The organism is Gallibacter sp. Marseille-QA0791, assembly GCF_965119705.1.
Taxonomy (GTDB): Bacteria; Bacillota; Clostridia; order Peptostreptococcales; family Anaerovoracaceae; genus Lentihominibacter; species Lentihominibacter excrementipullorum.
The window spans coordinates 1,123,139-1,147,882 of sequence record NZ_CBCPMH010000001.1 but is presented as its reverse complement, the minus strand read 5'-3'; the positions used below and the strand labels follow the sequence as shown (position 1 = coordinate 1,147,882).

General features: G+C 47.8%; 17 protein-coding genes and 1 pseudogene. 13 read left to right on the top strand and 5 right to left on the bottom strand.

The genetic code is table 11. The features are described 5' to 3' along the window. The first annotated feature begins 68 nt into the window (after window positions 1–68). The 11 genes and pseudogenes from murC to ACQY69_RS05190 form a co-directional block, all read left to right on the top strand. Window positions 69–1,457, top strand: a complete 1,389-nt coding sequence (murC, locus tag ACQY69_RS05240) for a UDP-N-acetylmuramate--L-alanine ligase (RefSeq protein WP_428259208.1) — start codon at window positions 69–71, stop codon at window positions 1,455–1,457. Window positions 1,458–1,494: 37 nt separating this feature from the next. After that, window positions 1,495–2,187: a DapH/DapD/GlmU-related protein gene (locus tag ACQY69_RS05235; protein ID WP_428259206.1), complete on the top strand. Its 693-nt coding sequence runs from the start codon at window positions 1,495–1,497 to the stop codon at window positions 2,185–2,187. Between the two features lie 43 nt (window positions 2,188–2,230). Further along, window positions 2,231–3,181, top strand: a complete 951-nt coding sequence (locus ACQY69_RS05230) for a ribose-phosphate diphosphokinase (protein ID WP_428259204.1) — start codon at window positions 2,231–2,233, stop codon at window positions 3,179–3,181. Window positions 3,182–3,206: 25 nt separating this feature from the next. After that, complete coding sequence (pth, locus tag ACQY69_RS05225; RefSeq protein ID WP_428259203.1) at window positions 3,207–3,815, top strand: aminoacyl-tRNA hydrolase; 609 nt, start codon at window positions 3,207–3,209, stop codon at window positions 3,813–3,815. Beyond that, window positions 3,775–7,188 (top strand): transcription-repair coupling factor, encoded by a 3,414-nt coding sequence (mfd, locus tag ACQY69_RS05220; protein WP_428259201.1) that lies wholly within the window; start codon window positions 3,775–3,777, stop codon window positions 7,186–7,188. The genes pth and mfd overlap by 41 nt, the downstream gene beginning before the upstream one ends. 20 nt (window positions 7,189–7,208) lie before the next feature. After that, window positions 7,209–7,970, top strand: coding sequence for a 4-hydroxy-tetrahydrodipicolinate reductase (gene dapB / locus ACQY69_RS05215; RefSeq protein WP_428259200.1), 762 nt, complete (start codon window positions 7,209–7,211; stop codon window positions 7,968–7,970). Between the two features lie 283 nt (window positions 7,971–8,253). Next, window positions 8,254–8,739 (top strand): PaaI family thioesterase, encoded by a 486-nt coding sequence (locus ACQY69_RS05210; protein WP_428259198.1) that lies wholly within the window; start codon window positions 8,254–8,256, stop codon window positions 8,737–8,739. A gap of 124 nt (window positions 8,740–8,863) precedes the next feature. Next, window positions 8,864–10,003 carry a glutamine-hydrolyzing carbamoyl-phosphate synthase small subunit gene (carA, locus tag ACQY69_RS05205; RefSeq protein ID WP_428259197.1) on the top strand — a complete coding sequence of 380 codons (1,140 nt, stop codon included), beginning with the start codon at window positions 8,864–8,866 and terminating at the stop codon, window positions 10,001–10,003. Next, on the top strand, window positions 9,996–13,196 hold the full coding sequence (carB, locus tag ACQY69_RS05200) for a carbamoyl-phosphate synthase (glutamine-hydrolyzing) large subunit (protein WP_428259196.1): 3,201 nt from the start codon (window positions 9,996–9,998) through the stop codon (window positions 13,194–13,196). The genes carA and carB overlap by 8 nt, the downstream gene beginning before the upstream one ends. Window positions 13,197–13,275: 79 nt before the next feature. Further along, complete coding sequence (locus ACQY69_RS05195) at window positions 13,276–13,464, top strand: hypothetical protein (RefSeq protein ID WP_428259195.1); 189 nt, start codon at window positions 13,276–13,278, stop codon at window positions 13,462–13,464. A gap of 565 nt (window positions 13,465–14,029) precedes the next feature. Next, window positions 14,030–14,893: pseudogene (locus ACQY69_RS05190) on the top strand (TerC/Alx family metal homeostasis membrane protein); the annotation flags it as partial. Here ACQY69_RS05190 and ACQY69_RS05185 read toward each other — a convergent pair. Together ACQY69_RS05185 and ACQY69_RS05180 are read right to left on the bottom strand one after the other, a co-directional pair. Then, complete coding sequence (locus ACQY69_RS05185; protein ID WP_428259194.1) at window positions 14,887–15,648, bottom strand: Na-translocating system protein MpsC family protein; 762 nt, start codon at window positions 15,646–15,648, stop codon at window positions 14,887–14,889. The pseudogene ACQY69_RS05190 and the gene ACQY69_RS05185 sit on opposite strands and share 7 nt — an antisense overlap. 109 nt (window positions 15,649–15,757) lie before the next feature. After that, on the bottom strand, window positions 15,758–17,275 hold the full coding sequence (locus ACQY69_RS05180; RefSeq protein ID WP_428259192.1) for a hypothetical protein: 1,518 nt from the start codon (window positions 17,273–17,275) through the stop codon (window positions 15,758–15,760). Between the two features lie 303 nt (window positions 17,276–17,578). Here ACQY69_RS05180 and ACQY69_RS05175 point away from each other — a divergent pair, with 303 nt between their 5' ends. After that, a complete protein-coding gene (locus tag ACQY69_RS05175) occupies window positions 17,579–19,813 on the top strand; it encodes a M28 family peptidase (RefSeq protein WP_428259190.1) in 2,235 nt (744 codons plus the stop codon). Window positions 19,814–20,274: 461 nt separating this feature from the next. On the opposite strand, the gene ACQY69_RS05170 is transcribed toward ACQY69_RS05175, so the two are convergent. From ACQY69_RS05170 to ACQY69_RS05160, 3 genes are all read right to left on the bottom strand, one after another. Then, window positions 20,275–21,678, bottom strand: coding sequence for a transaminase (locus ACQY69_RS05170; RefSeq protein ID WP_428259188.1), 1,404 nt, complete (start codon window positions 21,676–21,678; stop codon window positions 20,275–20,277). Window positions 21,679–21,786: 108 nt separating this feature from the next. After that, window positions 21,787–22,587: an SDR family NAD(P)-dependent oxidoreductase gene (locus tag ACQY69_RS05165; protein ID WP_428259187.1), complete on the bottom strand. Its 801-nt coding sequence runs from the start codon at window positions 22,585–22,587 to the stop codon at window positions 21,787–21,789. 37 nt (window positions 22,588–22,624) lie between these two features. Then, window positions 22,625–23,071: an SDR family NAD(P)-dependent oxidoreductase gene (locus ACQY69_RS05160; RefSeq protein WP_428259186.1), complete on the bottom strand. Its 447-nt coding sequence runs from the start codon at window positions 23,069–23,071 to the stop codon at window positions 22,625–22,627. Between the two features lie 221 nt (window positions 23,072–23,292). Between ACQY69_RS05160 and ACQY69_RS05155 the strand changes: the two genes are divergently transcribed. Beyond that, window positions 23,293–24,732, top strand: a complete 1,440-nt coding sequence (locus ACQY69_RS05155; RefSeq protein ID WP_428259184.1) for a sigma-54 interaction domain-containing protein — start codon at window positions 23,293–23,295, stop codon at window positions 24,730–24,732. Window positions 24,733–24,744: the final 12 nt, after the last annotated feature.

Sequence of the window (24,744 nt, the reverse complement as noted above, 5' to 3'; positions counted from 1 at the left end):
CAAATAGGACGCATTTTTAAAGACAAATATGATATAATCGTTGTAACTATGATTTGGGAGGCGCATGGATGATTAATTTGCCTGATTACAAGAGGATCCACTGTATCGGCATAGGCGGCATAGGATTGTCAGCCATAGCCGAGATACTCATATCCAGAGGCTACGACGTATCCGGTTCAGATATGAGGGAAAGTGAAATAACGGAGAGGCTCATAGAAGAAGGAGCTGATATATACCTGGGCCATAGAGCGAAAAACGTGGAAAAGGCCGACCTGGTCATCTATTCTTCGGCGGTGGGGAAGGATAACCCGGAGCTTATGAAAGCTGATGAGATGGGGATACCGGCGATAACGAGGGCACAGGCTCTCGGACTGTTGATGGACGAATACGACAACAGTATAGCCATATCGGGGACTCACGGCAAGACCACGACTACCTCTATGGTTTCTTTGATGTTAAAGGATGCGGGAAAGGAGCCGACCATACTGGTAGGCGGCAATTTGTCGGAGATAAACGGCAACGTATATATAGGAAAGAATGATTATTTCGTTACTGAAGCGTGTGAGTATATGGACAGCTTCCTCAATCTGAAGCCGAAAATAGAGATAATACTCAACATAGATTCCGATCATCTCGATTATTTTAAGGATGTGGAGCATATCGCCAGCTCCTTTGACAAATTCGCCAAGCTGGTACCGTCGGATGGGGCTGTCATCGCCTATGACGCTAATCCTTTTGTCAAGAGCGTTATCGAGGACATACCTAACGCAGTGACCTTCGGGCTCAGTGGAAGCTGTGACTATTTCGCTACTGATATAGATTTTGACAATGAGGGGATGCCGAGATTTACGGTGAACCACGGTGGGAAAGAGTTGTGCCGGGTAGCTCTCAGTATCCCGGGAGAGCATAATATCCTCAATGCGCTGGCGGCTTTCGCCTGCGGTCATATACTGGGTGTAGACGTGGATGACATCGTCAGGACACTGGAAGGATTCACGGGGATACAGCGTCGTTTCGATGTGCTTGGGAAGACCATGAATGGTATCAAGATAATAGATGACTACGCTCACCACCCGACAGAGATAAAGGCTACGCTGGCGGCAGTGAGGAACATGAAGCACAATGATCTGTGGTGTCTTTTCCAGCCTCACACTTATACCAGGACGATGGCCCTGATGGACGATTTCGCCCAGTCCTTCGGTGATGCCGATAAGGTGGTGCTGGCGGAGATATATGCGGCCAGGGAGAAGAATATATATAAAGTGAGCTCTAAGACACTCATGAACAAGATAAAGGAGAAAGATCCCGAAAAGGATGTGTACTTTTTCAAGGATTTCGAAGAGATAGCCAATTTCGTGTATAACAATGCCGAAGAAGGCGATCTGGTGATAACCATGGGTGCCGGAGATATATATAAGGTGGGTGAGATGATCCTGGAAAAAGACAAGAGGTTCTAGGAGCACCGTACGAGTAAGGATTCAAGGAGAAAGCAGTATGGATATAAAGGAATACGAAAAGCTGGAAAGGGCACGTCTTGAAAGGAACCTGGCGTATATGGAGAAAGGCGTGACGTTCATCGATGCCAGGACGGCATATATCGATGAGGGTGTAAGGATAGGCGCAGGCACTGTCATATACCCCTGCGTCGTTATCGAAGGAGATGTTGAGATCGGAGAAAACTGCGTCATAGGACAGAACAGCAGGATAAAAGATTCAGTCATAGGTTCGGGGACATCGGTGCAGAGCTCAGTGGTACTGGACAGCACTATAGGAAAAGACACGTCGGTAGGTCCTTTCGCCTATCTGCGGCCGGGAAGCCAGGTCGGGAACGGCTGTAAGGTGGGAGATTTCGTGGAGATCAAGAATTCCAAGCTGGGAGACGGAGCCAAAGCGGCTCATCTGACATACGTTGGGGATTCTGACGTTGGAGAACGGGTGAACCTGGGCTGTGGTGTGGTCTTCGTAAATTATGATGGGAGCAGAAAATATCGTTCTGTCGTGGAGGATGGAGCATTCATAGGATGTAATGTGAACCTGGTCTCTCCGGTGCATGTGGGCAAAGACGCTTATGTGGCAGCAGGGAGCACCATAACCAGTGATGTACCGGATGGCGCTCTTTATGTGGCAAGGGCCAGAGGAAGGTCGCTGGAAGGCTGGGTAGAGAAGAGAGGCATCTTGAAGAAATAACAACTCGTTGAATGAACAGGAAAGTAGAGGTAGGAGAAACAAAATGAAAAACAGCGTATTTTCAAACTACAAGGTATTTGCGGGAAATTCCCATACGGAGCTGGCGGAGGAGATAGCGTCCATAATGGGGAAGCCTCTCGGAAGGGCGACTGTGAACAAGTTCAGTGACGGAGAGATCTCGGTGAATCTGTGGGAGACAGTCAGAGGTTCTGACTGTTACATAGTGCAGTCTACCAGTGACCCGGTCAATGATAACCTGATGGAGCTGCTGATAATGATAGATGCTATGAAAAGGGCGTCCGCAGGCAGGATAAATGCTATAATACCTTATTATGGCTATGCCAGACAGGACAGGAAGGCCAAGGCCAGAGATCCTATCACAGCCAAGCTGGTTGCGAATCTCCTGGTGGCCGCTGGGGCGGACAGAGTTCTTACGATGGATCTTCATGCCTCTCAGATACAGGGCTATTTTGATATCCCTGTCGATCATCTGGTGGGTATGCCTATCCTGGCCAAATATTTTACGGATCAGGATCTGGAAAATGTAGTTATCGTTTCTCCTGACCACGGAAGCGTAACGAGAGCCAGAAATATGGCACAGCCTCTCGGAGCACCGATAGCTATTGTCGATAAGAGAAGACCGGAACCCAACAAGAGCGAGATCATGCATATCATCGGTGATATCGAAGGAAAGAACTGTATCCTGGTAGATGATATGATAGATACCGCAGGTACCATAACCAATGCCGCCAATGCCCTCAGGGAGATGGGCGCAACCAGTGTAAGAGCGTGCGCTACCCACGGAGTCCTCTCAGGCCCGGCTATAGAGAGGATAGAAAATTCAGCCATAGAGGAACTGGTGCTGCTCAATACCATACCTGTTCCTGAGGAAAAGAGAATAGAGAAGATGAAGATACTTTCTGTTGCTCCTCTTTTTGCCGAAGCTATGACGAGAGTATTTACCAATGGTTCCATCAGTAAGCTTTTTGACTGATGGCAGCGTGAAAGGATATGAAAAAATGTTTGTGATCGCGGGACTGGGAAACCCGGGGAAAAAGTATGAGAAGACGCGACATAACATGGGGTTCCTGGTGATAGACCGGATCGCGGAGAAATGTGGGATAGATGTCAGCAGAATAAAGCACAGAGCGCTGGTCGGGGATGGTATCATTTCCGGCCGGAAAGTCCTGCTGGTAAAGCCTCAGACGTATATGAACCTCAGCGGCGAATCCATCGGGGAAATAATGGGATATTATCACGTGGAGCCGGAAAACCTGATCGTGATATATGATGATTTCGATATCGACATGGGGTCGCTGCGAATAAGGAAGAAGGGCAGCGCAGGGAGCCACAATGGTATGAAATCGGTGATAGCACATGTGGGAAGCCAGGATTTCCCAAGGGTGAGAGTAGGAATCGGAAGCAGTGGAGACCGTGACTGGAAGGATTTTGTCATAGGCAGAGTAGGAAAAAAAGAGCAGGATATCCTGAAGGATGCGGTAGACAGAGCGGCAGATGCTGTCATATCTATTCTGGAGGAAGGAATAGATCGCGCTATGAATCGATACAATGTGAGAAGGGACACAAGTGACGAAAAAGGGAATGATCAACATAACGGGCGCGGCTGAAGGGAGAGTCGCGCCGATAATCGCAGATATCATCCGTGAAGAAAAAGGTCAGAGTTTGATCGTGGTTTCGACCATCAACAGGGCGAGACGACTGGCGACAGACCTTTCTTTTTTTAGTGAGCGGGATATATACGTGCTGCCTCAGGAGGAGGAAACCATCATACAGTATGAGGCCAAGAGCAATGACGAACTTCTGGAACGTATGAAGGTGCTGAGGGCAGTTTCCAGTGGCAGGGAATGCGTAGTGATAGCGCCGGTCACGGGGGCTATAAAGAAGCTGCCTCCACGTGAGATCTTCGCGGAGAACACCATAGAAATAGGATTGGGCAGCGAGGTGGATACTGAACAGATAAAGGAGAAGCTCACGGCTATGGGATATGAGCGGATGTCTGTCATTGAAAACCGTGGAGAATTCAGCATAAGAGGAGGAATAATAGATATATTCACTCCCGACAGTGACGACCCGTACAGAGTGGAGCTGTTCGACACTGAGGTGGATTCCATAAGGACCTTCGACATAGACACTCAGCGATCCATAGATCCGCTCGATTCCATCACCGTGTATCAATGCTCCCAGCTGGTAAGAGACGCTCAGGTATTTGAAGATGCGGAAAAAAGGATAAAGACTGCCTATGACAGGCGGATAAAAGCGCTGGAGAAAAAAGAAGGGAACAGCGAAAGAGTCTATAACCTCAGACAGAGGAAAGAGCAACTGCTGGAATACACCGACAGCATGATGAATCTCCAGTACCTGGAGAAGTTTATCAGCTATTTTTATGATGAGACCGTGTATATATGGGATTATATGACCGAGCCGCAGATCTTCATAGATGATCCGGCCAGGATACTTGAGACTCTGGATGTTTATGAAAAGGAACGGGCTGACGATATAGACGCCATACTGGAAGCCGGACGAGGCATAGGCGATGACTTCAGGTCCATGTCGGGGCAGCAGGATTATTTCCGTTTGTATCAACAGGATGGATATATCTTCACGCCTTTTGTCAGCACCATCAGGAACGCACCGCCTCTTTCCAAACTGATAAACGTCGAGTGCAGACAGACACCGGCATTCAATGGAAGGATGGATGTGCTGAAAGGAGAGCTGGACAGCTATGTGAGGCGTGGATACCATGTGACCATCGTATGCAGCAGTGATGAGCGGATGAGGAACATGGAAGACTTTCTGGAGAGAGAAGAACTGGCGGGAAAAGTAACGGTGAAGAGGGGAACTCTTACGGCCGGTATGGAATTCAGCGACAGGAAAGTCTGCTATATATGGGAAGGCGATATATTTGGGGGAAGCAGGAAGAGCCGTAAAAGGAAAAAGCGGTCTTCAGGCGCGGCCATAAAAAATTTTGCCGACGTACAGGCAGGTGATTACGTTGTCCATGAAAGTCACGGTATCGGCAAGTTCATCGGTATAGAACAGCTGGTAGTCCAGGGAGTGAAGAAGGATTATCTGAAAGTGAAGTATGCAGGGGAGGATTCGCTGTATATCCCTGTGGATCAGTTGGGGATGCTCCAGAAATATGTGGGAGGCGACGGTGTGACGCCGAAGCTCAACAGGCTTTCGGGAAACGAATGGAAACAGACCAAGGCCAGGGCACGAAAGGCTGTCGACGATATGGCTCAGGAACTGATAAGAGTATCGGCGGCCAGGATGAAAGAAAAGGGTCACGCTTTTTCTCCGGATACGGTATGGCAGAAGGAATTCGAAGACAGTTTCCCGTATACGGAGACCGATGATCAACTGAGGTGTGTCGAGGAGATAAAAGCCGATATGGAAAAGGAAAGCCCCATGGACAGATTGCTTTGCGGCGATGTGGGATTCGGCAAGACCGAAGTAGCGGCCAGGGCTCTGTTCAAATGTGTCGCTGATGGAAAACAGGCAGCCGTACTGGTGCCCACTACGCTACTGGCTAATCAGCATTATTACACTCTGAAGGACCGGTTCGAGGAATTTCCCTTCAAAGTCGAGATGTTATCCAGGTTCAGAAATGCCGCACAGCAGAAACACATCGCCGAGGAACTGAAAAAAGGACGCATAGACCTGGTGATAGGGACTCATCGTCTGCTGTCGGAGGACATGGAGTTCAAGGATCTGGGGCTGTTGGTGATAGATGAGGAGCAGCGGTTCGGTGTGAAGCATAAGGAAAAGCTCAAACAGCTTAAGACCAACGTGGATGTCCTGACTCTTTCGGCCACACCGATACCCAGGACGCTCCACATGTCTCTGTCCGGCGTCAAGGATATGAGCATTATAGAAGAGCCGCCGGAGGACAGGTATCCAGTCCAGACATATGTGATGGAGCAGGATGATTTTGTGATACGCGACGCCATCGAAAAGGAACTGGCCCGCGGCGGGCAAGTCTATGTGCTTTACAACAGGGTGGAATCCATTGAGCGGGTGGCCAGCGATATAGAAGCGCTGGTCCCGGAGGCATCTGTGATAGTAGGTCATGGGAAGATGAGAGAAAGCAAGCTGGAAAATGTTATCATGGATTTCGCGGAAGGCGAGTACAACGTATTGGTGGCCACTACTATAATAGAGTCGGGAACCGATATCCCCAATGTCAATACTATGATAGTCCTGGACGCCGACCGGTTCGGACTGGCACAGCTCCATCAGCTGAGGGGAAGGGTCGGCCGGTCCGGCAGGATGGCCTATGCTTACCTGATGTACAGGAAGGATAAGACTCTGAGCGAGGTTGCCGAGAAGCGGCTCAGAGCAATAAAGGAGTTCACAGAATTTGGCTCCGGATTCAAGATAGCCATGAAGGATCTGGAGCTGAGAGGAGCGGGAAATCTGTTGGGCACCGAGCAGTCAGGCCACATGATGAACGTAGGATATGAGCTTTACTGCAAGATGCTCGAGGAGGCCGTTGAAGCTGCCAGGGGAAGAGATGTCATCCCGCCCGCGGAGGAAACGGCATTCAGTCTTTCCATACCGGCTCTTATACCTGAATGGTATATAGAAAATGAAGTGCTGCGGCTTCAGATGTACAAGAAGATAGCTATGATAGAGAACGACGATGATGAAGGCGAGATCGTAGATGAACTGCTGGACAGGTTCGGGGATATACCAAAGGATACCATGAATCTGATAAAGATATCCAAGATAAGAGCCATGGCCGGGCAGCTGGGCGTCAGTGAGATACTGCAACAGGGATACAAGATAATATTCAAGTTGTGGGAAAATGTGAAGCTGACAGCAGGAGTCATGTCAGGGCTTATGGATATATATGGTGGCAAGATGGCCATAAATGGTGGCAAGGAGCCGTTCATAAGGCTGACTGTCAACAGGGAGGATCCCCTGAAAGCGATAGAATCATTTCTGAGAGTTGCCGTCAGCGGAAAAAAGGACAGTTGATGGAAGAAAGGAGCGGTACGATGATAAAAACAGTGATAACAGCGCCCAGAGGCGGTCTGGGAAGTTTGATAGTGCAGGAAGCGTACAAGAGAGATGATATCCATATCGTGGGAGGCGTTGGAGCTCCGGGAAGAGGCTATATAGGAGAGGACATAGGAGTCGTGGCAGGAGCTGACGGCCCGGTGGGAGCTGTGGTCTACGATGATATCGAAAAAATCATAGACGAGTGTGACCTGGTGCTGGATTTTTCTACAGTGGAGCTTTCTATGGAGGTACTGGAAAGCTGCAGGATCCATGGAAAGAGTCTTATATGTGGCACTACGGGGTTTACTCAGGAACAGGCGGAGAAATTCACTGAGGCGGGAAAGGATATCCCGGTGATGAAGGCGGCCAATACATCTTATGTGGTCAATGTCATGAGGGAAATACTGGGAGAGGCCGCGGCCAGATTGGGGAGCAAGTGTAGAATAGAGATCATCGAGATGCACAGCGAAACGAAGAAAGACGCTCCCAGCGGAACGGCTATAGAGCTGGCTGAGGAGATGGTCCAGCGTTCGCTGGATAAAGATATGGAGGATATCCAGATACATTCCGTCAGAGTGGGGAACACGCCAAGCACTCACAGAGTCATCTTCGGCTGTATGGGAGAGAGGATGGAGATATCCCACGATGCTTATGACTGGAGATGCTACGCTTCCGGAGCCTGTGATGCGGCTGCATTTATGGAGGGAAAGGGAAAGGGCGTCTATACTATGGAAGATGTGGTGACAGAACAGGGATAATGACGTGAAAGACGAACGAGGACTGCTGAAAGCAGTCCTCGTTCGTTGTGTTGTAGAGCAAAATTTAATCTTTTACCAAATTGATATAACGTTTCTCGTAACGCCATATCAATTAGTTTCAAAAAATGCTGTTGTTAAGATTTTACCAAAAAACAGGAAAAATGCAATAGAGTTTTGGAACTTCAATGTTTTTTTGATGTTTTTCTGTAGGGAAGCCGCTATTGTTATCCGGAGCCTTTTATAGTATTATTATACACAGGAAAACATCGGAAGGAGGAGGGACATGAGCGAGAATATCCTTGAAGGGCAGGCTCGGCTGGAAGCCTATGTCGAAAGGACGCTTTATGAGAACAATGTGCGGCAGAAAGACAGTGTCAATGGCATGATGCGTTCCCAAAAGGCGGGATGTTCCTATGAGGACAGGACACTGACCTTTGCGTTTCCGATACAGTCGTGGCAGGTCAACAGGGCAGGGATGCTTCACGGAGGGATCATGTGCACAGCCTTCGATCTGACCATAGCGGCTCTCGCCAGATTCTGTGCAGGAGAGAATTTTGCTCCTACGATCAGTCTGGACGTCAGATACATAAGGCCTGTAAAGGTAGGAGAGACACTGCTGGTAACAGCCAGAGCGACATCTGAAGGAAGACGGGTGACACAGTTGACGGCAGAGGCGCATATCAGAGAAACCGGGAAACTGGCGGCGACCGCGGCATCGGTATACCTCAATGTGGATACTTCTAAGGAGATGTCAGACGGCGCGGGATGAACGGAACAAAAGCGTAAAAAAACGGATCAATAATGTTGAATATTCATGAATAACGGTGTATAATTATTTACCGATGGCAGATTTGCCGTCTACTTGAGTGTTTAAGGAGAATGGACGTAGTATCATGATTAATACGATTGAAAAAACAGAAGGTTTGATTTATCTGGAGGACGGGACTGTGCTGAAAGGCAGAGGTTTCGGTTTTAAGGGAACAGCCGTTGGAGAACTGGTATTCAATACAGCGATGACTGGGTACCAGGAGATACTGACAGATCCTTCGTACAAGGGTCAGATAATAAATATGACATATCCGCTGATAGGTAATTACGGTATCAGTGAGATAGATAACGAATCGGAGAAGATACACGCTTTTGGCCTGGTTGTCAAAGATCTATGCGACACGCCGTCCAACAGCAACAGCGTGATGACGATAGACAAGTGGCTGAGAGATATGGAAGTGCCGGGAGTTTATGGTGTGGATACCAGGCAGATAACAAAGAAGATAAGGAGCAAAGGCACGGTCAAGTGCGTCATAAGTACCGAAGGCATATCTATCAGTGAAGCCGCCGGGATATGTGATAAAGCTCAGTTGAGAGGCGACTGGATGAAGGAAGTGGCTGTAAAGGAAAAGACCGTGCTGGAACCGCTTGCTGACCAGTTTCTGCCGGGATCGGAAGGAGAGCCATTCGATGTGGCGGTGATAGATTTCGGTGTCAAGGGAAACATATTGACTTGCCTGCGGAGGAGGAATTGCCGGCTGACTGTCTACCCTTATGGCACGCCTGCGGCAAATATCCTGGCCAGTGATCCCGATGGGATTTTCCTGACCAATGGTCCGGGAGATCCGGAGGAAGCGGTAGAGGCCATCGAAGAAGTGAGGAACCTTATCAGGCTTTCGGAAATACCGATGTTTGGTATTTGTATGGGTCATCAGATATTGGCCATAGCGCTGGGAGGCAAGACGTATAAACTGAAATACGGTCACAGAGGCGGAAACCACGGTGTATTTGATAAGAATACGAAGCGTTCATATATAACGTCTCAGAACCATGGTTACGCAGTCCAGTATGAGAGCATCATCCTCAAAGGGATGGAGATAACTCATCTTAACCTTAACGACGGTACTGTCGAAGGGATGGAGCACAGGGATCTGCCGATTTTCTCGGTACAGTTCCATCCGGAAGCGTCGCCGGGTCCTAACGATACAGGATATCTCTTCGATAAGTTTACTGGAATGATGAAGGAGGACAGGGAAAATGCCTAAGAAACCATATCTGAAAAAAATACTCATAATAGGCTCCGGTCCTATCGTCATCGGACAGGCTGCGGAGTTCGATTACGCGGGGACTCAGGCCTGCAAAGCTATCAGGGAAGAAGGGATAGAGACTATACTGGTCAACAGCAATCCCGCAACCATCATGACAGACAAGGGGATAGCTGACAAGGTGTACATGGAACCTCTGACGGAAGAGGCTCTGGAGCAGATACTGGAAAAAGAACGCCCCGACGGTATGCTGGCCGGTTTCGGCGGGCAGACGGGACTGAATCTGGCTATGGAGCTGGAGCGAAAAGGTGTGCTGAAAAAATATGGCACGGCGCTTTTAGGTGTCAACAGGGAAAGCATAAAACGAGCCGAAGACAGGGAGGAATTCAAGAAGCTGATGCAGGAGATCGGAGAGCCGATACCCAGCAGCGTTATCGCCACATCTATGGATGAATGCTATGAATTTGTCAGGAAGGAAGGATTCCCTGTCATCATAAGACCTGCTTATACTCTGGGAGGCACTGGCGGGGGCATCGCCGAGAATGAGAGGGAGCTGGAGCTTCTTTGCATAAAGGGTATGGAAAACAGCGCTATCGGGCAGATACTGCTGGAAAAATCCGTCGCCGGCTGGAAGGAGATAGAGTATGAGGTCATAAGGGACAGCCGAGACAATTGTATCATAATATGCAGCATGGAAAATCTGGATCCGGTGGGAGTACATACCGGCGACAGTATCGTAGTGGCGCCGACCCAGACATTGAGAGACGCAGAGTATCAGATGCTCCGCGATGCTTCCATAAAGATAATAAGGAACCTGGAAATAGAAGGAGGATGTAACGTTCAGTTCGCGCTGGATCCCGATACAGGCAATTACATAGTGATAGAGGTGAATCCGAGAGTAAGCCGTTCGTCGGCGCTGGCATCAAAAGCTGCCGGATATCCGATAGCGAAGATCGCCGCCAAGATCGCCATCGGCTATAATCTGGATGAACTGTACAACTACGTTACCCAGACTACCAGCGCATGCTTTGAACCGACGCTGGACTATGTGGTCGTCAAATTCCCTAAGTGGCCTTTCGATAAGTTCAGAACGGCATCCAGGAAACTGGGGACGCAGATGAAAGCGACGGGGGAAGTAATGTCCATAGACAGGACATTCGAGAGCGCGCTTCTCAAAGCTCTCACTTCCATCGAGATCAAGTGTGACGGCCTCCATATCCCATTCGTTACAGGATTGGATGATGAGAGACTGGTGGAAAAGCTGAAAGCCTGCGATGATGAGAGGATCTTCTGTATCGCGGAGGTCATGAGGCGAAAGCTGATGGATGTGGAGGATCTCTACAGTCTGACGAAGATAGACAGATGGTTCCTGAACAAGATCAAGGGGATCATAGATCTGGAAGAGCGGCTGCAGGAAGGTCCGCTGACCAAAGATATGGTTTATGAGGCGGAGTCGAGAGGTTTCACCGATACAGATATAATCACTCTGTCAGGAGTTTCCAGAGACGTTCTTCAGGATATCAGGGTGTATAACGATATATATCCCGTATATAAGATGGTAGATACATGCGGTGGGGAATTCGACGCGCTGACTCCATACTACTATTCCTGCTACGATGAGGAGGATGAGAGCATCAGAAGTCCGGAAGAAAAGATATTGGTCATCGGTTCCGGGCCTATAAGGATCGGACAGGGAATAGAGTTCGACTATTGCTGTGTACAGGGTGTGTGGGCAATAAAGGAGCTGGGCTACGAAGCCATAATCATGAACAATAATCCGGAGACTGTCAGCACCGATTTTGATACGTCGGATAAACTGTATTTCGAGTCGCTCCATATAGACAATGTCATGAATGTTATCAAGAGAGAGAGACCTTACGGCGTGATATTGCAGTTTGGAGGGCAGACATCGCTGAACCTGGCAGAGCAGCTCAACAGCAGGAGCATAAATATTCTGGGTACTTCATACAGAAATATAGACCTGGCCGAGGACAGGGAAAAGTTCTGCGAGCTGTTGGATGAGCTGAAGATCGCCGTGCCGGAAGGCGTGGCGGTGACCAATCAGGAGGAAGCCTTCGAAGCTGTGAGAAAGCTGGGATATCCGCTGGTGGTGAGACCGTCCTATGTTATCGGAGGACGAGCAATGCAGGTAGTATACAATGATGTGGAATTGAAGAGGTACTTGAAGGAAGCTGTATCTCTTTCCACGGAGCATCCTGTGTTGATCGACCAGTACATACAGGGCAAAGAGATCGAAGTGGACGCTATCGCCGATGGTGAGGATATCCTGATCCCGGGCATCATGGAGCATGTGGAAAGGGCCGGAGTCCACTCCGGTGACAGTATTTCGGTATATCCGAATTATTCGCTGTCTGAAGAAGTGGAAAATACGCTCCTCGATTACACCAGAAGGATATCCAAAGCCCTTGAAGTGGTGGGACTGGTCAACATCCAGTACGCTTATGATGGAAAGAAAATATATGTAATAGAAGTAAACCCTAGAGCTTCCAGAACAGTGCCTATTCTCAGCAAGGTGACAAGAGTGCCGATGGTGAAGCTGGCAGTAGCAGCCATGCTGGGTCACAAGCTGAAAGACAGTGGATACGGGACAGGGCTGTACAGAAAGACAGAAGAATATGCTGTGAAAGTCCCTGTGTTCTCCAGTGCCAAGCTGACCGATATGGATATCGCACTGGGACCTGAGATGAAGTCTACAGGAGAAGTGCTGGGTATAGATAAGGATCTGGATAAGGCTCTGTACAAGGGCTTCCTGGGAGCAGGCATGGCCATACCGACAGAGGGCAATGTGTTTGTGACTCTCAGAGAATCCGAGCAGAACAATTATACTGCCGAGATATTGGAAGATTACGCTGAAGCGGGATTCAAGCTGTATGCTACCGATGATACCATCGATTTTATGAAAGCTCACGATATCGATGTCGAGTTGATGGATTACGATACGGCTCAGAAGTGGATCATGAATCACGAAAGCGACAGCGACGAGAAGCTTTCGCTGGTGATAAATATGCCTGTGGTAGCTAACAGGAAGGAGAATGACAGCTTCCCTGTAAGGCGAAAAGCTATCGAGAGAGGGATCTCTGTGATGACATGCATGGATACAGCGAAAGTATTCCTCAAGGCTATCAAGCTGAAGCAGAGAAACGTCAGACTGGATTATAATACTCTGGACTGATAATTTTCGCTATTTTTACTGGAAATCAACATAATTCTCTGGTATCATTAGATAGCGAAAGCGATCGGAGGAGCAAAACATGATATTACTTTTCTTAGCATTGATATTCGGCATAGCAGTGCTGGCCTTTTCGGTCATCAGCATTGTCAGGAACAAGAAAAAAGGAAACAGCAAACTGTTGAACATCTTGAGAGTCATAGTCGGTATCGAGGCGATAGTGTTTATAATAATATTCATTATAGTCCTCATAAAGACTCTGGCAGCGTGAGACAGTTTGGATATATCTGTTGACGCAGGAAAGGAGGCCGCCGCCCCGGGATCGTCCCGGTGCGGTAGCCTCTTCTTTTATCTTTCGGTATTCGGGGCAAAGCAGGAAAACGTGAAATCTATGTCGCTGCGAATTTTGCCTAAAACCTAAAAATATTGATCTTATTTGGCATAAACAAGGCTGGTTGGCTGCTCTTTCAGAGTGCAGTATGCCTATAAGCAATATTTTATCAGGGCTTTTGGCATATTTTTATGGGAGTTGGCCAGCGAGTATGCTAATAACTCAGTTTTTTTTAGAGGTACTGGGCATATCGCTCTCTGATAAAGCTTTGAAAATGCTTTGATTATGCCTAAAACAGCGGCCAGATAATGGCTTTTGGCATATCGTTCTGGTTTATCCGACTGTATGGTCACAGGGTCCTTTCGAGACGGCTCCCGGTGCAGCCGGAAGGCATTGGTCGCCGTCAGGCTGCGGCAGTTATCGATCCGCAGTATAAATATTTGTCAAAAGTATGGTTAAAATGACAAATATGTTTTATACTGTATAAAAAAGGCAAAGGGGAAAACAGATGCAGGAAATCAAACATTCGTTAAAATGGGTATGCTTTTGGATAGCCATGGCGTTTTTATGCTTTATTGCTATATGGTTCATCAAAGGAAGTCAGAGCGGCCTCGAGTTCGCGGCAGGATATCTCATCGAGCTCAGTCTCAGTGTAGATAATCTGTTCGTGTTCATGTCCATATTCCTGGCCTTTGGTATAAGGGAGGAAGTGCAGCACAGAGTCCTCAACTGGGGAATAATCGGCGCTATCATACTTCGGTTTATTTTCATTTTCTTTGGCTTACAGCTGGTTATGGCCTTCGAGTGGATCCTTTACATATTCGGGGCGATACTGATAATAAACGGCATAAAGATGATAGTTGGAAAGGACGAGGAGACCAAGCCGGAGGACAGCAGGATAATCAGGGCTGTCAGCAAGGTCCTGCCTATGACGGAAGGGTTCCGCGGCAAGAAGTTCATGGTCCATGAAAACGGCAGGAGGCTGTTTACACCGCTGTTCGCCATACTCTGTCTGGTGGAGGGATCCGATATAATCTTCGCCATAGACTCGGTACCGGCCGTATTCTCGGTGTCCACTGACCTGATAATCGTATATTCTTCCAACATCTTCGCAATACTGGGACTCAGGCAGATGTACTTCGTTTTGGAGCATATCCAGGAGCGCTTCCAATATGTGAAATATGGTGTAGGGGTATTGCTGATGTTCACCGGAGTCAAGCTCCTTTCGCTGATATTAGATTTTCATATTTCCACAGTGGCATCCATTATCATAATTTTCTCGGTGATATTGATCAGCGTTATATTATCGCTGGTGATATCGAAGAAACAGGAGAAGAAAGGATTGGCGGAAGAGACGGAGGATCAATAGCGGAGGATCCTGAACCGCGCAACTTCTCTATCTTTAAAAGCATTGACTTTTATGGTTCCCAGTTCAACCGGGGTTCCTGTGAGATCTTTTATCATATCCGTGATTTCCTTTTCTATGGCGTGGTAGAAAAGGCGATGTGTTTCTTCTACATGACCGATGTTTTTTACATTTTTAAGAAGCACTTTTTCCGATAAGCTTAGGACACCGTAGACGGAAATCTCTATGGTGTCTCTGGATATGAATACTGCGGCATCTCTGGGGCCTTTTCCTGATTTTTCTTTCAAGATTTTTATAAAGGCCTTGCGGATCTCTTCCTCTGTTTCTTTCTTATGGGTCAGGTCAAATGTCGGGGTAGGCTCGGATGCAGTTTTTTCTTCCATTATGGATTGGCCTATTCTTGTAAGTTTTTCTTCGAAATCATCTGTATCGATCGGCTTCACAATGTAGTTTGCGATATCGAGATCTACCGCCTTTAATATTGTGGCGACATCGCTGACCGATGATGTGATAAGGAATCTGCATGTAGAATTGGTCTCCCTTATTTTTTTGATCATCTCCAGTCCACCCATTCCAGGGAGCAGTATGTCGACGATAGCTATATCGGGCTCTTTTTCGTGGAACAGCTGGATACCCTTTTCTGCGTTTTCTGCCAAGAATACTTTGCCGAATCTTCTTTTGAGAAACCGTTCGATGCTGTATCGCGTGTTATCATTATCTTCTACGTACATGACTTTAAGATTTTCTAAAATACTCATATTTCTTTCTCCTTTACAGTTATTGTAAAGATGACTCCTTCGTTACAATTCACAAAGGAAACATTACCGTGAAAATGACGTTCTATTATCTGTTTAACGATGTAAAGACCTATGCCTGTTGACCACCTTTGTTTTTTTCATCGGCAGAAATAACTATCCTTCCAGGCTTTTCTCCTGAGCTGATCACTGCATCTCTTGCGTTCTCAAGAATGTTGAATACGCATTGTATGAATTCATTTCTATAATTGGTGATCGTGAGATTTGCATCAACGCTATTTATTATGATTATCTCATTGATCACAAGACTTTCCTTCATTATGGATAATGCAGTATTTACACTGTCTCGTATGGAAAAATTCTCCTTATTACGGTCGGGCTTTAAAAAATCAGCGAAATCAGTTATCGTATTTGCCATCACAGATACATTTTCTCGTATCCTTTGTGCGTATTCGTTAAAAAGTTTTTCGGTCAGTTCATCAGCCATATAATCGTCACGCATGTTTGAAATGTCTATGTTGATGTTATTCAGTGGCTGTTTGCATTGATGAGATATGTTCCCCACCATTTCTCCAAGCTTTGCTTGTCTCGATTGATTGATCATCAGTATTTCATTTTGTTCAGCGGATTCTATTACCGGCTCGTAATATCTTTTTATAAGCAATAATACGATAATGACTATTATCAAAATAGTTAGCATCATGGTTGCGATCAATGTGTTTCTTGTTTCGGTAGCAGAAGCCATCGCTGCGTCTGTCGTTTGTGTAGCGACAAGGATCCAGTCATTGTTTAGCGTCGTATAAGCAGCAATATACTCTTGTCCATCGCTGGAGGTATAATGAAAAGTCGTATTATCATGATGAGATCCGATTTCGTTGATAAGCACAGAATACACTTTTGCGGGTTTTTTGATATCGATATTGGAAGCACAGTAATTCATATCGGAGTCAAAAAGTACTATTTGACTGTCACGGTATATCTTTATGGAGCTGAGCATATTGCGAAGTTCAGACATTAACATGTCAGATCCGGCAATACCGATAAGATTTCCTTCATTATCGTATATCGATTGCGTATGTGTAGCCATGTATTCGTCCAGAGAGCTCTCGTAGTCATCTGCACCCCAGTATTCTCCATTTTTGATTGCATCGTAGTAATAGTCGACACGAGGGTTTCCTTCCAAAAGCCAGCTTGGAGCGTAAAGGCGCGCATCTATGAAAGTGATTTTTCCATCTCTATATGCGTACCATACTTCTTCCATCCCAGAGTGAAGAGAAGGAGAAAAAGTGACATACAGTCCTGAAATACGTTCGGTCTTTTTAAGGGTATCCTTAATGATATTGCCGGTCTGTCGCTTGAGCTGCGAAAATACGGCAGGGTCATATACATAGTTGGTTCCCGAAAAGGTAGCTTGTACAGTAGAATGAAGCATGGTTACGAGATTTTCCATGTTGCTCAGGACCACGTTCAAATCTGTTGCGGCGCTTTGTATAGCATATTCTATTTTTTCATCGGCTTCATCTTCAAAAGCTTTTTGGTTGCGTATAAGGCCCACTATTTCCACAGGAAGAGCCAGTAGAAATATAACTAAGGTCAATAAAATCACTACTCGGTTAAATAAGTTTTTCATAAGGATATAATCAAACTTCTTGCATAAAATTACAACATGTCATTTTAAATATTAACACTTTTCGATAATGATTCCAATAATAAGTTTGCTGAAAATTTTTAATTGGTTGACAAATACTGAGGCGTATATTATACTACGCACATGGGGATTTGTAGACTGCTATTCAGGAGACAATGAACTGTGGAAAAACAGGAAAGTTGAGAGACTAAAGAGGAATTTTGAGATATTGCTTTTTATGGATCAACGCATTTATTTGCGCTGATCTTTTTTGTTATCATTTATTTTTTAATGAAGGAGGGAAAAATGAAGAAACTACTGAGGACATTGCCGCTGGCAGCGTTGATCGCGCTGGTGATGGTGTTGGCGACATCGTGCTCGCAGACCAGCGACCTCTCCATGCAAGAGGATGTGGACAAGATGCTGGAGGTGACAGGTGAAGCCACCGACGAAGCGGAGGACGTGGCTTACAAGCTGGCTTACGATATGGAGCTGGCTGACGATTCTACAGGCTTCAGGACGGCCGGATCGGATGCAGAGCACAGAGCTGCCGATTACCTGGTGGAGGAATTTGAGAAGATAGGACTGGAGGATGTGACTAAGGACGCTGTGACGGTAGACAAGTGGCAGTTCAACGAGGCCTATATGAACATCGATTACACCGATAAGGATGGTGAAAGCCAGGAGCTGAACATCGATGATATGGTTTCCTATGCGGCTCAGGGAACTGTGCAGCTGGGCGGCGATTACAGCAATCTGGAGATAGTAGATCTGGGAATGGGTACGGAAGCCGAGTACCAGGAATACTATGAGAATAGCGGTAATACCGACATGTCGGGGAAAATCGCCCTGGTAGGAGTGGACCAGTGGAACGAAGTGTGGATAGACGGTCCGTATATGGAAGCTGCTACTCAGAATGCAGCGGCCATCGTGAGCTATTCTATGGGCGGTTATGCTCAATATGATGATGATACTATAAATATCCAGGACATATGCGCTCCTGATATGAAGATGCCGTGTACTTCTATATCGAAAAACGACGCTGAACGAATACAGAAGATACTTAAAAACGGAACGGATATAACGGCTGAGCTGTATGTCGACAACGAGGTGGGGAGCCAGAACGGGACCAGCTATAACGTTACCGGGACTATCAAGGGTACGGAAAACACCGGACAGAGGATAATCGTAGCAGGGCATTACGATAAGTACTTCTACGGCTTTGAAGACGACTGCACTGCTGTAGGTCTCGTGACCGGAATCGCCAAGGCTCTCATCGATTCAGGTTATCAGCCGGCCAATGATATCGTATTCATCGCCCATGGTGCAGAGGAATGGGGGCGTTTTGACACTTCCACCGACTGGGCCATCGGGTCTTGGGAGATGATAACTACTGCTCACCCTGAATGGCAGGGGAGCACGCTGGCGCTGATAAACTTCGAGATGCCGAGCGTGGACAGTTTTAACGATGTGGGAGTAATGAGAACATCGTACGAGTTGGGGGAAATAGGAAACACGTTGTTTTCATCAGGACTTATAAATCAAGTGGATTCCTATTATGCTGACGGTGTTGAAGTAAAAAATGATGATGGCGAGTTACCTAGAACCGATTGCATATCGTATCAGTTTAACGGAGTACCTGCTTTCATGCCAAGGCAGGAGGATAAAACGGAATGGTCGCAGAACAGGTATCATACGCCTAAGGATGACAATAACGTGGAAGATGATAAGGGCGATGGAGTACACAGCAAGGAACTGCTGGAGTATCAGCTGTCGGTATATTCGGCTCTCGCCATGTATATCGACGGGACACCTGCACTGGAGCTGGATTTTACCAGCAGGTGTGATGACCTTGAAGACGCGATAAAAGGAACGAAGAAGTATGCAACAGAGGAGTCGGTAAAGGCGTATAAAGCTGCCCTCGAAGATCTGAGGACGGCTGCCGCTGAGAACCTCGAAGCGGCCAAGGGAATCAACGCTGAATATGAGGAAGCTTATGCGGCAGGAGATGAGAAGGCTATGGCTGAAGCCAGAGCCGAAGGCGTTGCTCACAACCAGCAGGTGTTGGCTGCATTCAGATATGTACAGGATCAGTTTATGGGTCTGGCGGATTATGGAACCATAGAAGTACATCATAAAGCGATTCAGAACAATCTGGATTTATACACCAATGTAGTGGACGCTCTCAGCGACGGTGAAGTCACTGAAGATGACATATGGTTGCCTTCGGAGATAAACGGCTACTATGAATACTATGCATATCTCTTCAGCGATGAAGTATGCGCACTGTCCAACAGCCTGTTGATGAACGACAAGGTGGACAGCAACTGGGGCACCGATAAGATGACGCTTGCCATAAAGGACTCGTGGCAGACTACGAAGAACATGTATGCTCAGTGGAACGAGGGTGTGACCGATGCTGGCGAGTATCAGCAGTACGTAGATGAGTACAACGGATATATCGACATACTCAAGGCAGACCTGCAGGAGTACGTGGACAGTGAGACTGCGGCTATGAAGGAGCTGCGGGAAATGCTGTAACAGCTTTTACTGTGTTATTTGCCGGATTTCGCAGGGAAAGTTGAAATCCGGCAGCCGTAACACAGACTTGTGCCGGATTTTCAATGTTTGAAAGAAATTCGGCACGAAAAACACGGCTTTTCATGTTCCAAATGAATCAAGTGGAAATATATGCAAAATACTTGCCGCATCGTTGCTTAAAAACGAAAATACGGCAAGCGATCATGTCCGGCTGTGCCGGATTCTGTGCTAAAGCGCGAAATTCGGCAAGTGAGCGTGTCAGCCGTGCCGGATTCTGTATCAAAATAGAAAATGCGGCAAGTGATCCTGGTGGTCATGCCGCATTTTAAGATATTCGTTGAAATCCGGCAGCGGAGATATTGGCGGACAGCGACATGTCCTGCCGCTGCCCTCCGTTGCCACTGCCAACGTTGTCTGTCGGCAGCGGAGACATGCCGGAGGCTGGCTACCGGATGAAGGAGCTATCGGTTATAAGTCCCGATTTCTGCTAACTCCTTGATGCAGTCATCCCATCCTTGGATGAGACGATCGATATCTTCGTCAGGTGTCACAGGTGAGACGAGCATCATGTTGTGGAACGGTGTGATGATGATGCCTCTGTTGGAGAGGTAAAGGTGAGTGTAGTACATCAGCTGCCAGTCGAAATTATTTTTTGCTTCCGTTCCGTTTTTCGGGAGGGTCGGCATGAACTGCAATTCGCAGCGGGCGCCTGAGCGGGTCAGGCTCCACGGTACATCGTACTTTTTCAGCACTGCCTCCAGGCCGTCCGACAGGCGCTCCTGCCCCCTGAACATCTTCCGGAAAGCTTCCTCTGTAGCCACTTTTTCCAGAGTGGTCTTCATGGCTGCAATGGCAAACTGATTGGCAGCCAGAGTGCCGCCTATTCCCATAGGGTCGGAGACGCCGGCATTTCCATATGTTTCGTTGATTTTATCGGTTATTTCCTTTGTGAACCCGTATACGGCAACAGGGATGCCTCCGGCGATGGATTTGCCCAGGGTGATGAAGTCCGGCTCCAGTCCGTGAGCCCGGGTGTATCCGCCGTAGCCATTGGAGAGGGTGTGAGTCTCATCGATGATGAGGTATGTGCCGTATTTGGTGCAAAGCTCACGCAGACCTTCCAGATATCCTTCGGCAGGGAGCACCATACCGCAGTTAGTCATTACAGGTTCCAACAGTACGGCGGCGCAGTCCATGTGGGACAGTTCTCTTTCAGCGGCTTCAAGGTCATTGAATTCCACTACGCGTGTCAACTGATCCTTGGGAAGACCAGGGTTGGAATCGTAATCAGTCCTGAGAGCCAGTTTACCTTCTTCATTGATGTGAGGAAGGGTCTCGTCGAGACTGCCATGGTAGCACTCCTGCATTACCATGATCTTAGGGCGGCCCGTCAGAGCACGGGCGTTTCGTATGGTATATCTGTTGGCTTCGGTTGCGGTCATGGCTACCTGCCATGTAGGAAGTCCGAATCTTTTAGATAGTTCTTTCCCGATTTCCAGGCTGTCCAGCGTCGGCATCATGGTAGTGATCCCATTGCGGACCTGGTGAGCTACTGTGTCCGCTGTAGCATCAGGAGAATGACCGAACATGGCACCTGTATCACCGAGGCAGAAGTCCACGTATTCGTTTCCGTCTATATCCCAGCATTTGTCTCCTTTGGCTCGTTCCAGGAATATAGGGTGCTCTGTTCCCCAGTCACCCATCCATGGCATCGGGACCCCATTGAGCAGATTTTCATGGGCCTTTTCAAAGGCTGCCTTGCTTTTTGCTGTCCTATCATTGAAGATGGCGTCTTCTCTGGCTCTCAATTGGGCAAGCTGCTGGTCTGTAACCAGTCTGTAAGGGCTTTTTTTGTCTGTGATCATTGTAATTCCTCCTTATTTTTTTCATAAACTGTAAATTAGTGTTTGGAAAACAGCGGTACCGCCGTCTAAGGCGTAGGCGTTGCTGTAACGCGCGCGGGCAAAAGTGGCTCAATAGTAGAATTTCGAGTCCCCTTTATATTCCTGTATCGTGTTGCCTCCATCCACCACCAGTGATTCTCCCGTTATGTAGGAAGCTTCTCTGGAAGCCAAAAATACGATGGCATTGGCTACTTCCGTGGCATCGGCGCTTCGACCGAGAGGTGTGTTGAGACCGCCCTGGGCTTCACCTTCTGTCTGGGAAGCGGTGGCTATCCATCCCGGCAGTACGTTATTGACGGTTATGTTGTTTTTGCCTACCTCTATTGCCAGGGCGCGGCTCATGCCTATGATGCCGGCTTTTGCCGCGCTGTAGGCGGCTTCTCCCGGATTACTGACAATAGGTCCGGTGACTGAAGATACGTTGACGATACGTCCGTAGTTGTTTTCCGCCATGAGCGGAAGGACCTGCTTTGTTACATTAAAAGTGAGAGTGAGGTTCCTTGTAATGGAAGTATCCCAGCTTTCGTATGTGACGTTCATAAAGTCGGAAAAGTCTTCTTCCTGTCCTACCTGAGCCATCCCGGCGTTATTTATCAGTACATGGACAGTGCCGAAATCCTCGGCTATTTTTCTCACCATCGCTTCTGTTTGGCTCCTGTCCATCAAATCAGCGATATAGCCTCTGGCTGTTATCCCCAGGCATTCCAGCTCACGGGCACGTTCATATATCCTATCGGTGGTAGCGGCCAGAGCTATGCTGGCTCCCAGCTCTCCAAGTATCTTCGCCGTTTGGAATCCTATGCCGCTTCCGCTTCCGGCGCCTGTCACCAGGCACACCTGGGCATCAAAATCGATAAATTTTCTGTTCATGTTTTCCTCCCTGTCACGATAAGAACGATGCGAATTTTCACTGCAGACTCTTTAAGATGGCTTCTATCATCTGATTGGCGGGACCGGCTTTCAAGCCGCCGTCTCTCATGTATTTCTGGCCGTATTTGATACCGAATACGGCGCCCATCACGTTGACGTGAAACAGCGATTCATAAGTCGCGGCATCGGCGTTTTCCAGCAGCTCTTCGCCGCAGATGATCCCGGCGTTGTTGATGACGATGTCCAGCGGCCCGTAGTGTTCCGAAGCCGTTTTCATCAGGTTCTCCACGTCGGCTTCTTTGCTGACATCAGTCCTGACGAAGAAACAGCCTATCTCTTCGGCCGCCGCTGTCGTATTTTCATTGATATCGGCCATCGTGACCATCGCCCCTGCGTCGTGAAATCTCCTGGCCGTGGCGTACCCCAGGCCCGAGCCTGCGCCGGTGATGACGGCGACCTTTCCTTCAAGTGAGAAATTTTTCATGATTATCTCCTTTTTTTATTATATAGAAATGCGTATTTTGGCAAGAAGCAACTGCTGCCGATATATATAGCAAATATCGTGCCAAAAATGAAAACGATGGTTTTTCAACGATATCAGAGGTAATGGGCAGATTTGGAAGATGAAAATTGTCAAAATTGAAAATAATTATTGTCAATTTTAAAAATATTTGATATATTGACAACAGTGAGGGAGGGTTGCATATGTCACTGACGATAATAAGCGATACGGTCCAGCAGGTGGCGGTGGCCATTACGGCGGCGCTGGAACTGGAGACGGAAATCGTGGATGAACGTCTTATGATAATAGGCGGTACGGGGCGCTATAAGGAGAAGATAGGCTCCTATGAAGAGAATGGCGATATGGAAAGTCATCTGGTCTATTCCGAATGTCTTAAAAACGGTAACGAGTATATAAATTTTTCGCCGGAAAACGACGATTTTTACGATGCCAGGGAGGGGGAGCTGGCGGAGATATGTTATCCCATCAAGGCCGACGGCAGCGTGCTGGGATTGATAGGGCTCATCGCTTTCACGGAGGAACAGCGGAACGTCATGATACATAAGACTCTGGAGCTTCGTACCTTCCTGCGGAGCATGGCGGATCTCATCGCCGGAAAGTACATCGTGTCACAGAGCAATATATCCCTTCAGAACACTGTTTCATCGCTGCTGGCCTCTCAGGACACGGCGTCATTCGAGAACATATTGGGGAGCAGCCGGGCCATGGAGGAAGTCAGAAAACGGGCCAAGCAGGTGGCTTCCAGCAATTCCACCATACTGATCACGGGAGAGAGCGGGACGGGAAAGGATCTGCTGGCCAGATCCATCCATCAGGAGAGCGTCAGGCGCGAAAAGCCTTTCGTATCGGTCAACTGCGCGGCCATCCCTGAAATGCTGCTGGAAAGCGAGCTGTTTGGATATGAGAAGGGGGCTTTTACCGGAGCGGCTCGTAATGGTAAGCTGGGGAAGTTCCAGCTGGCAGACGAGGGGACACTGTTCCTCGATGAGATAGGCGACATGCCTATACATCTTCAGGTGAAGCTGCTTTCATGCCTTCAGAGCAGACAGGTGGATCCCATTGGAGCAATCAGGCCTGTTGATGTGGACGTGCGGATAATCGCAGCCACCAATAAGGATCTGGAGGAAATGATAAGAAGAAAACAGTTCAGAGAGGATCTGTATTTCAGGCTGAACGTCATCCCTATCCACATCCCGCCTCTGAGAGAGCGGCCGGAGGATCTGGAGCTCATTATAGAACGCGTTATCGATAAATTCAGCAGAGCCATGGGAAAGCGCATAGACGGGATAGAAAAGGACGCGATGCATATATTGCTCTCTTACCGGTGGCCGGGAAATGTCAGGGAAGTGGAGAATGCCATAGAATATGCCATAAATATGGAGGAGAGCGGTGTGATAAGAGCAGGTAGTCTGCCTGATAAAATAACAGGGGCAAAGCATCTCAGGAGGGATGTGGACAGCAGATCACTCAAAGGACAGCTGGAATCGGTTGAGCGTGATATACTGCTGGAAAGCCTGAAAAGAAATGGTTCGTCTCTTGAAGGAAAGCGCAGGGCGGCAAAGGAGCTGGAGATAAGCGAATCCACCTTGTACAGAAGGATGCGGGCGCTGGGGATAAGGTAAACAGGAGGGGTC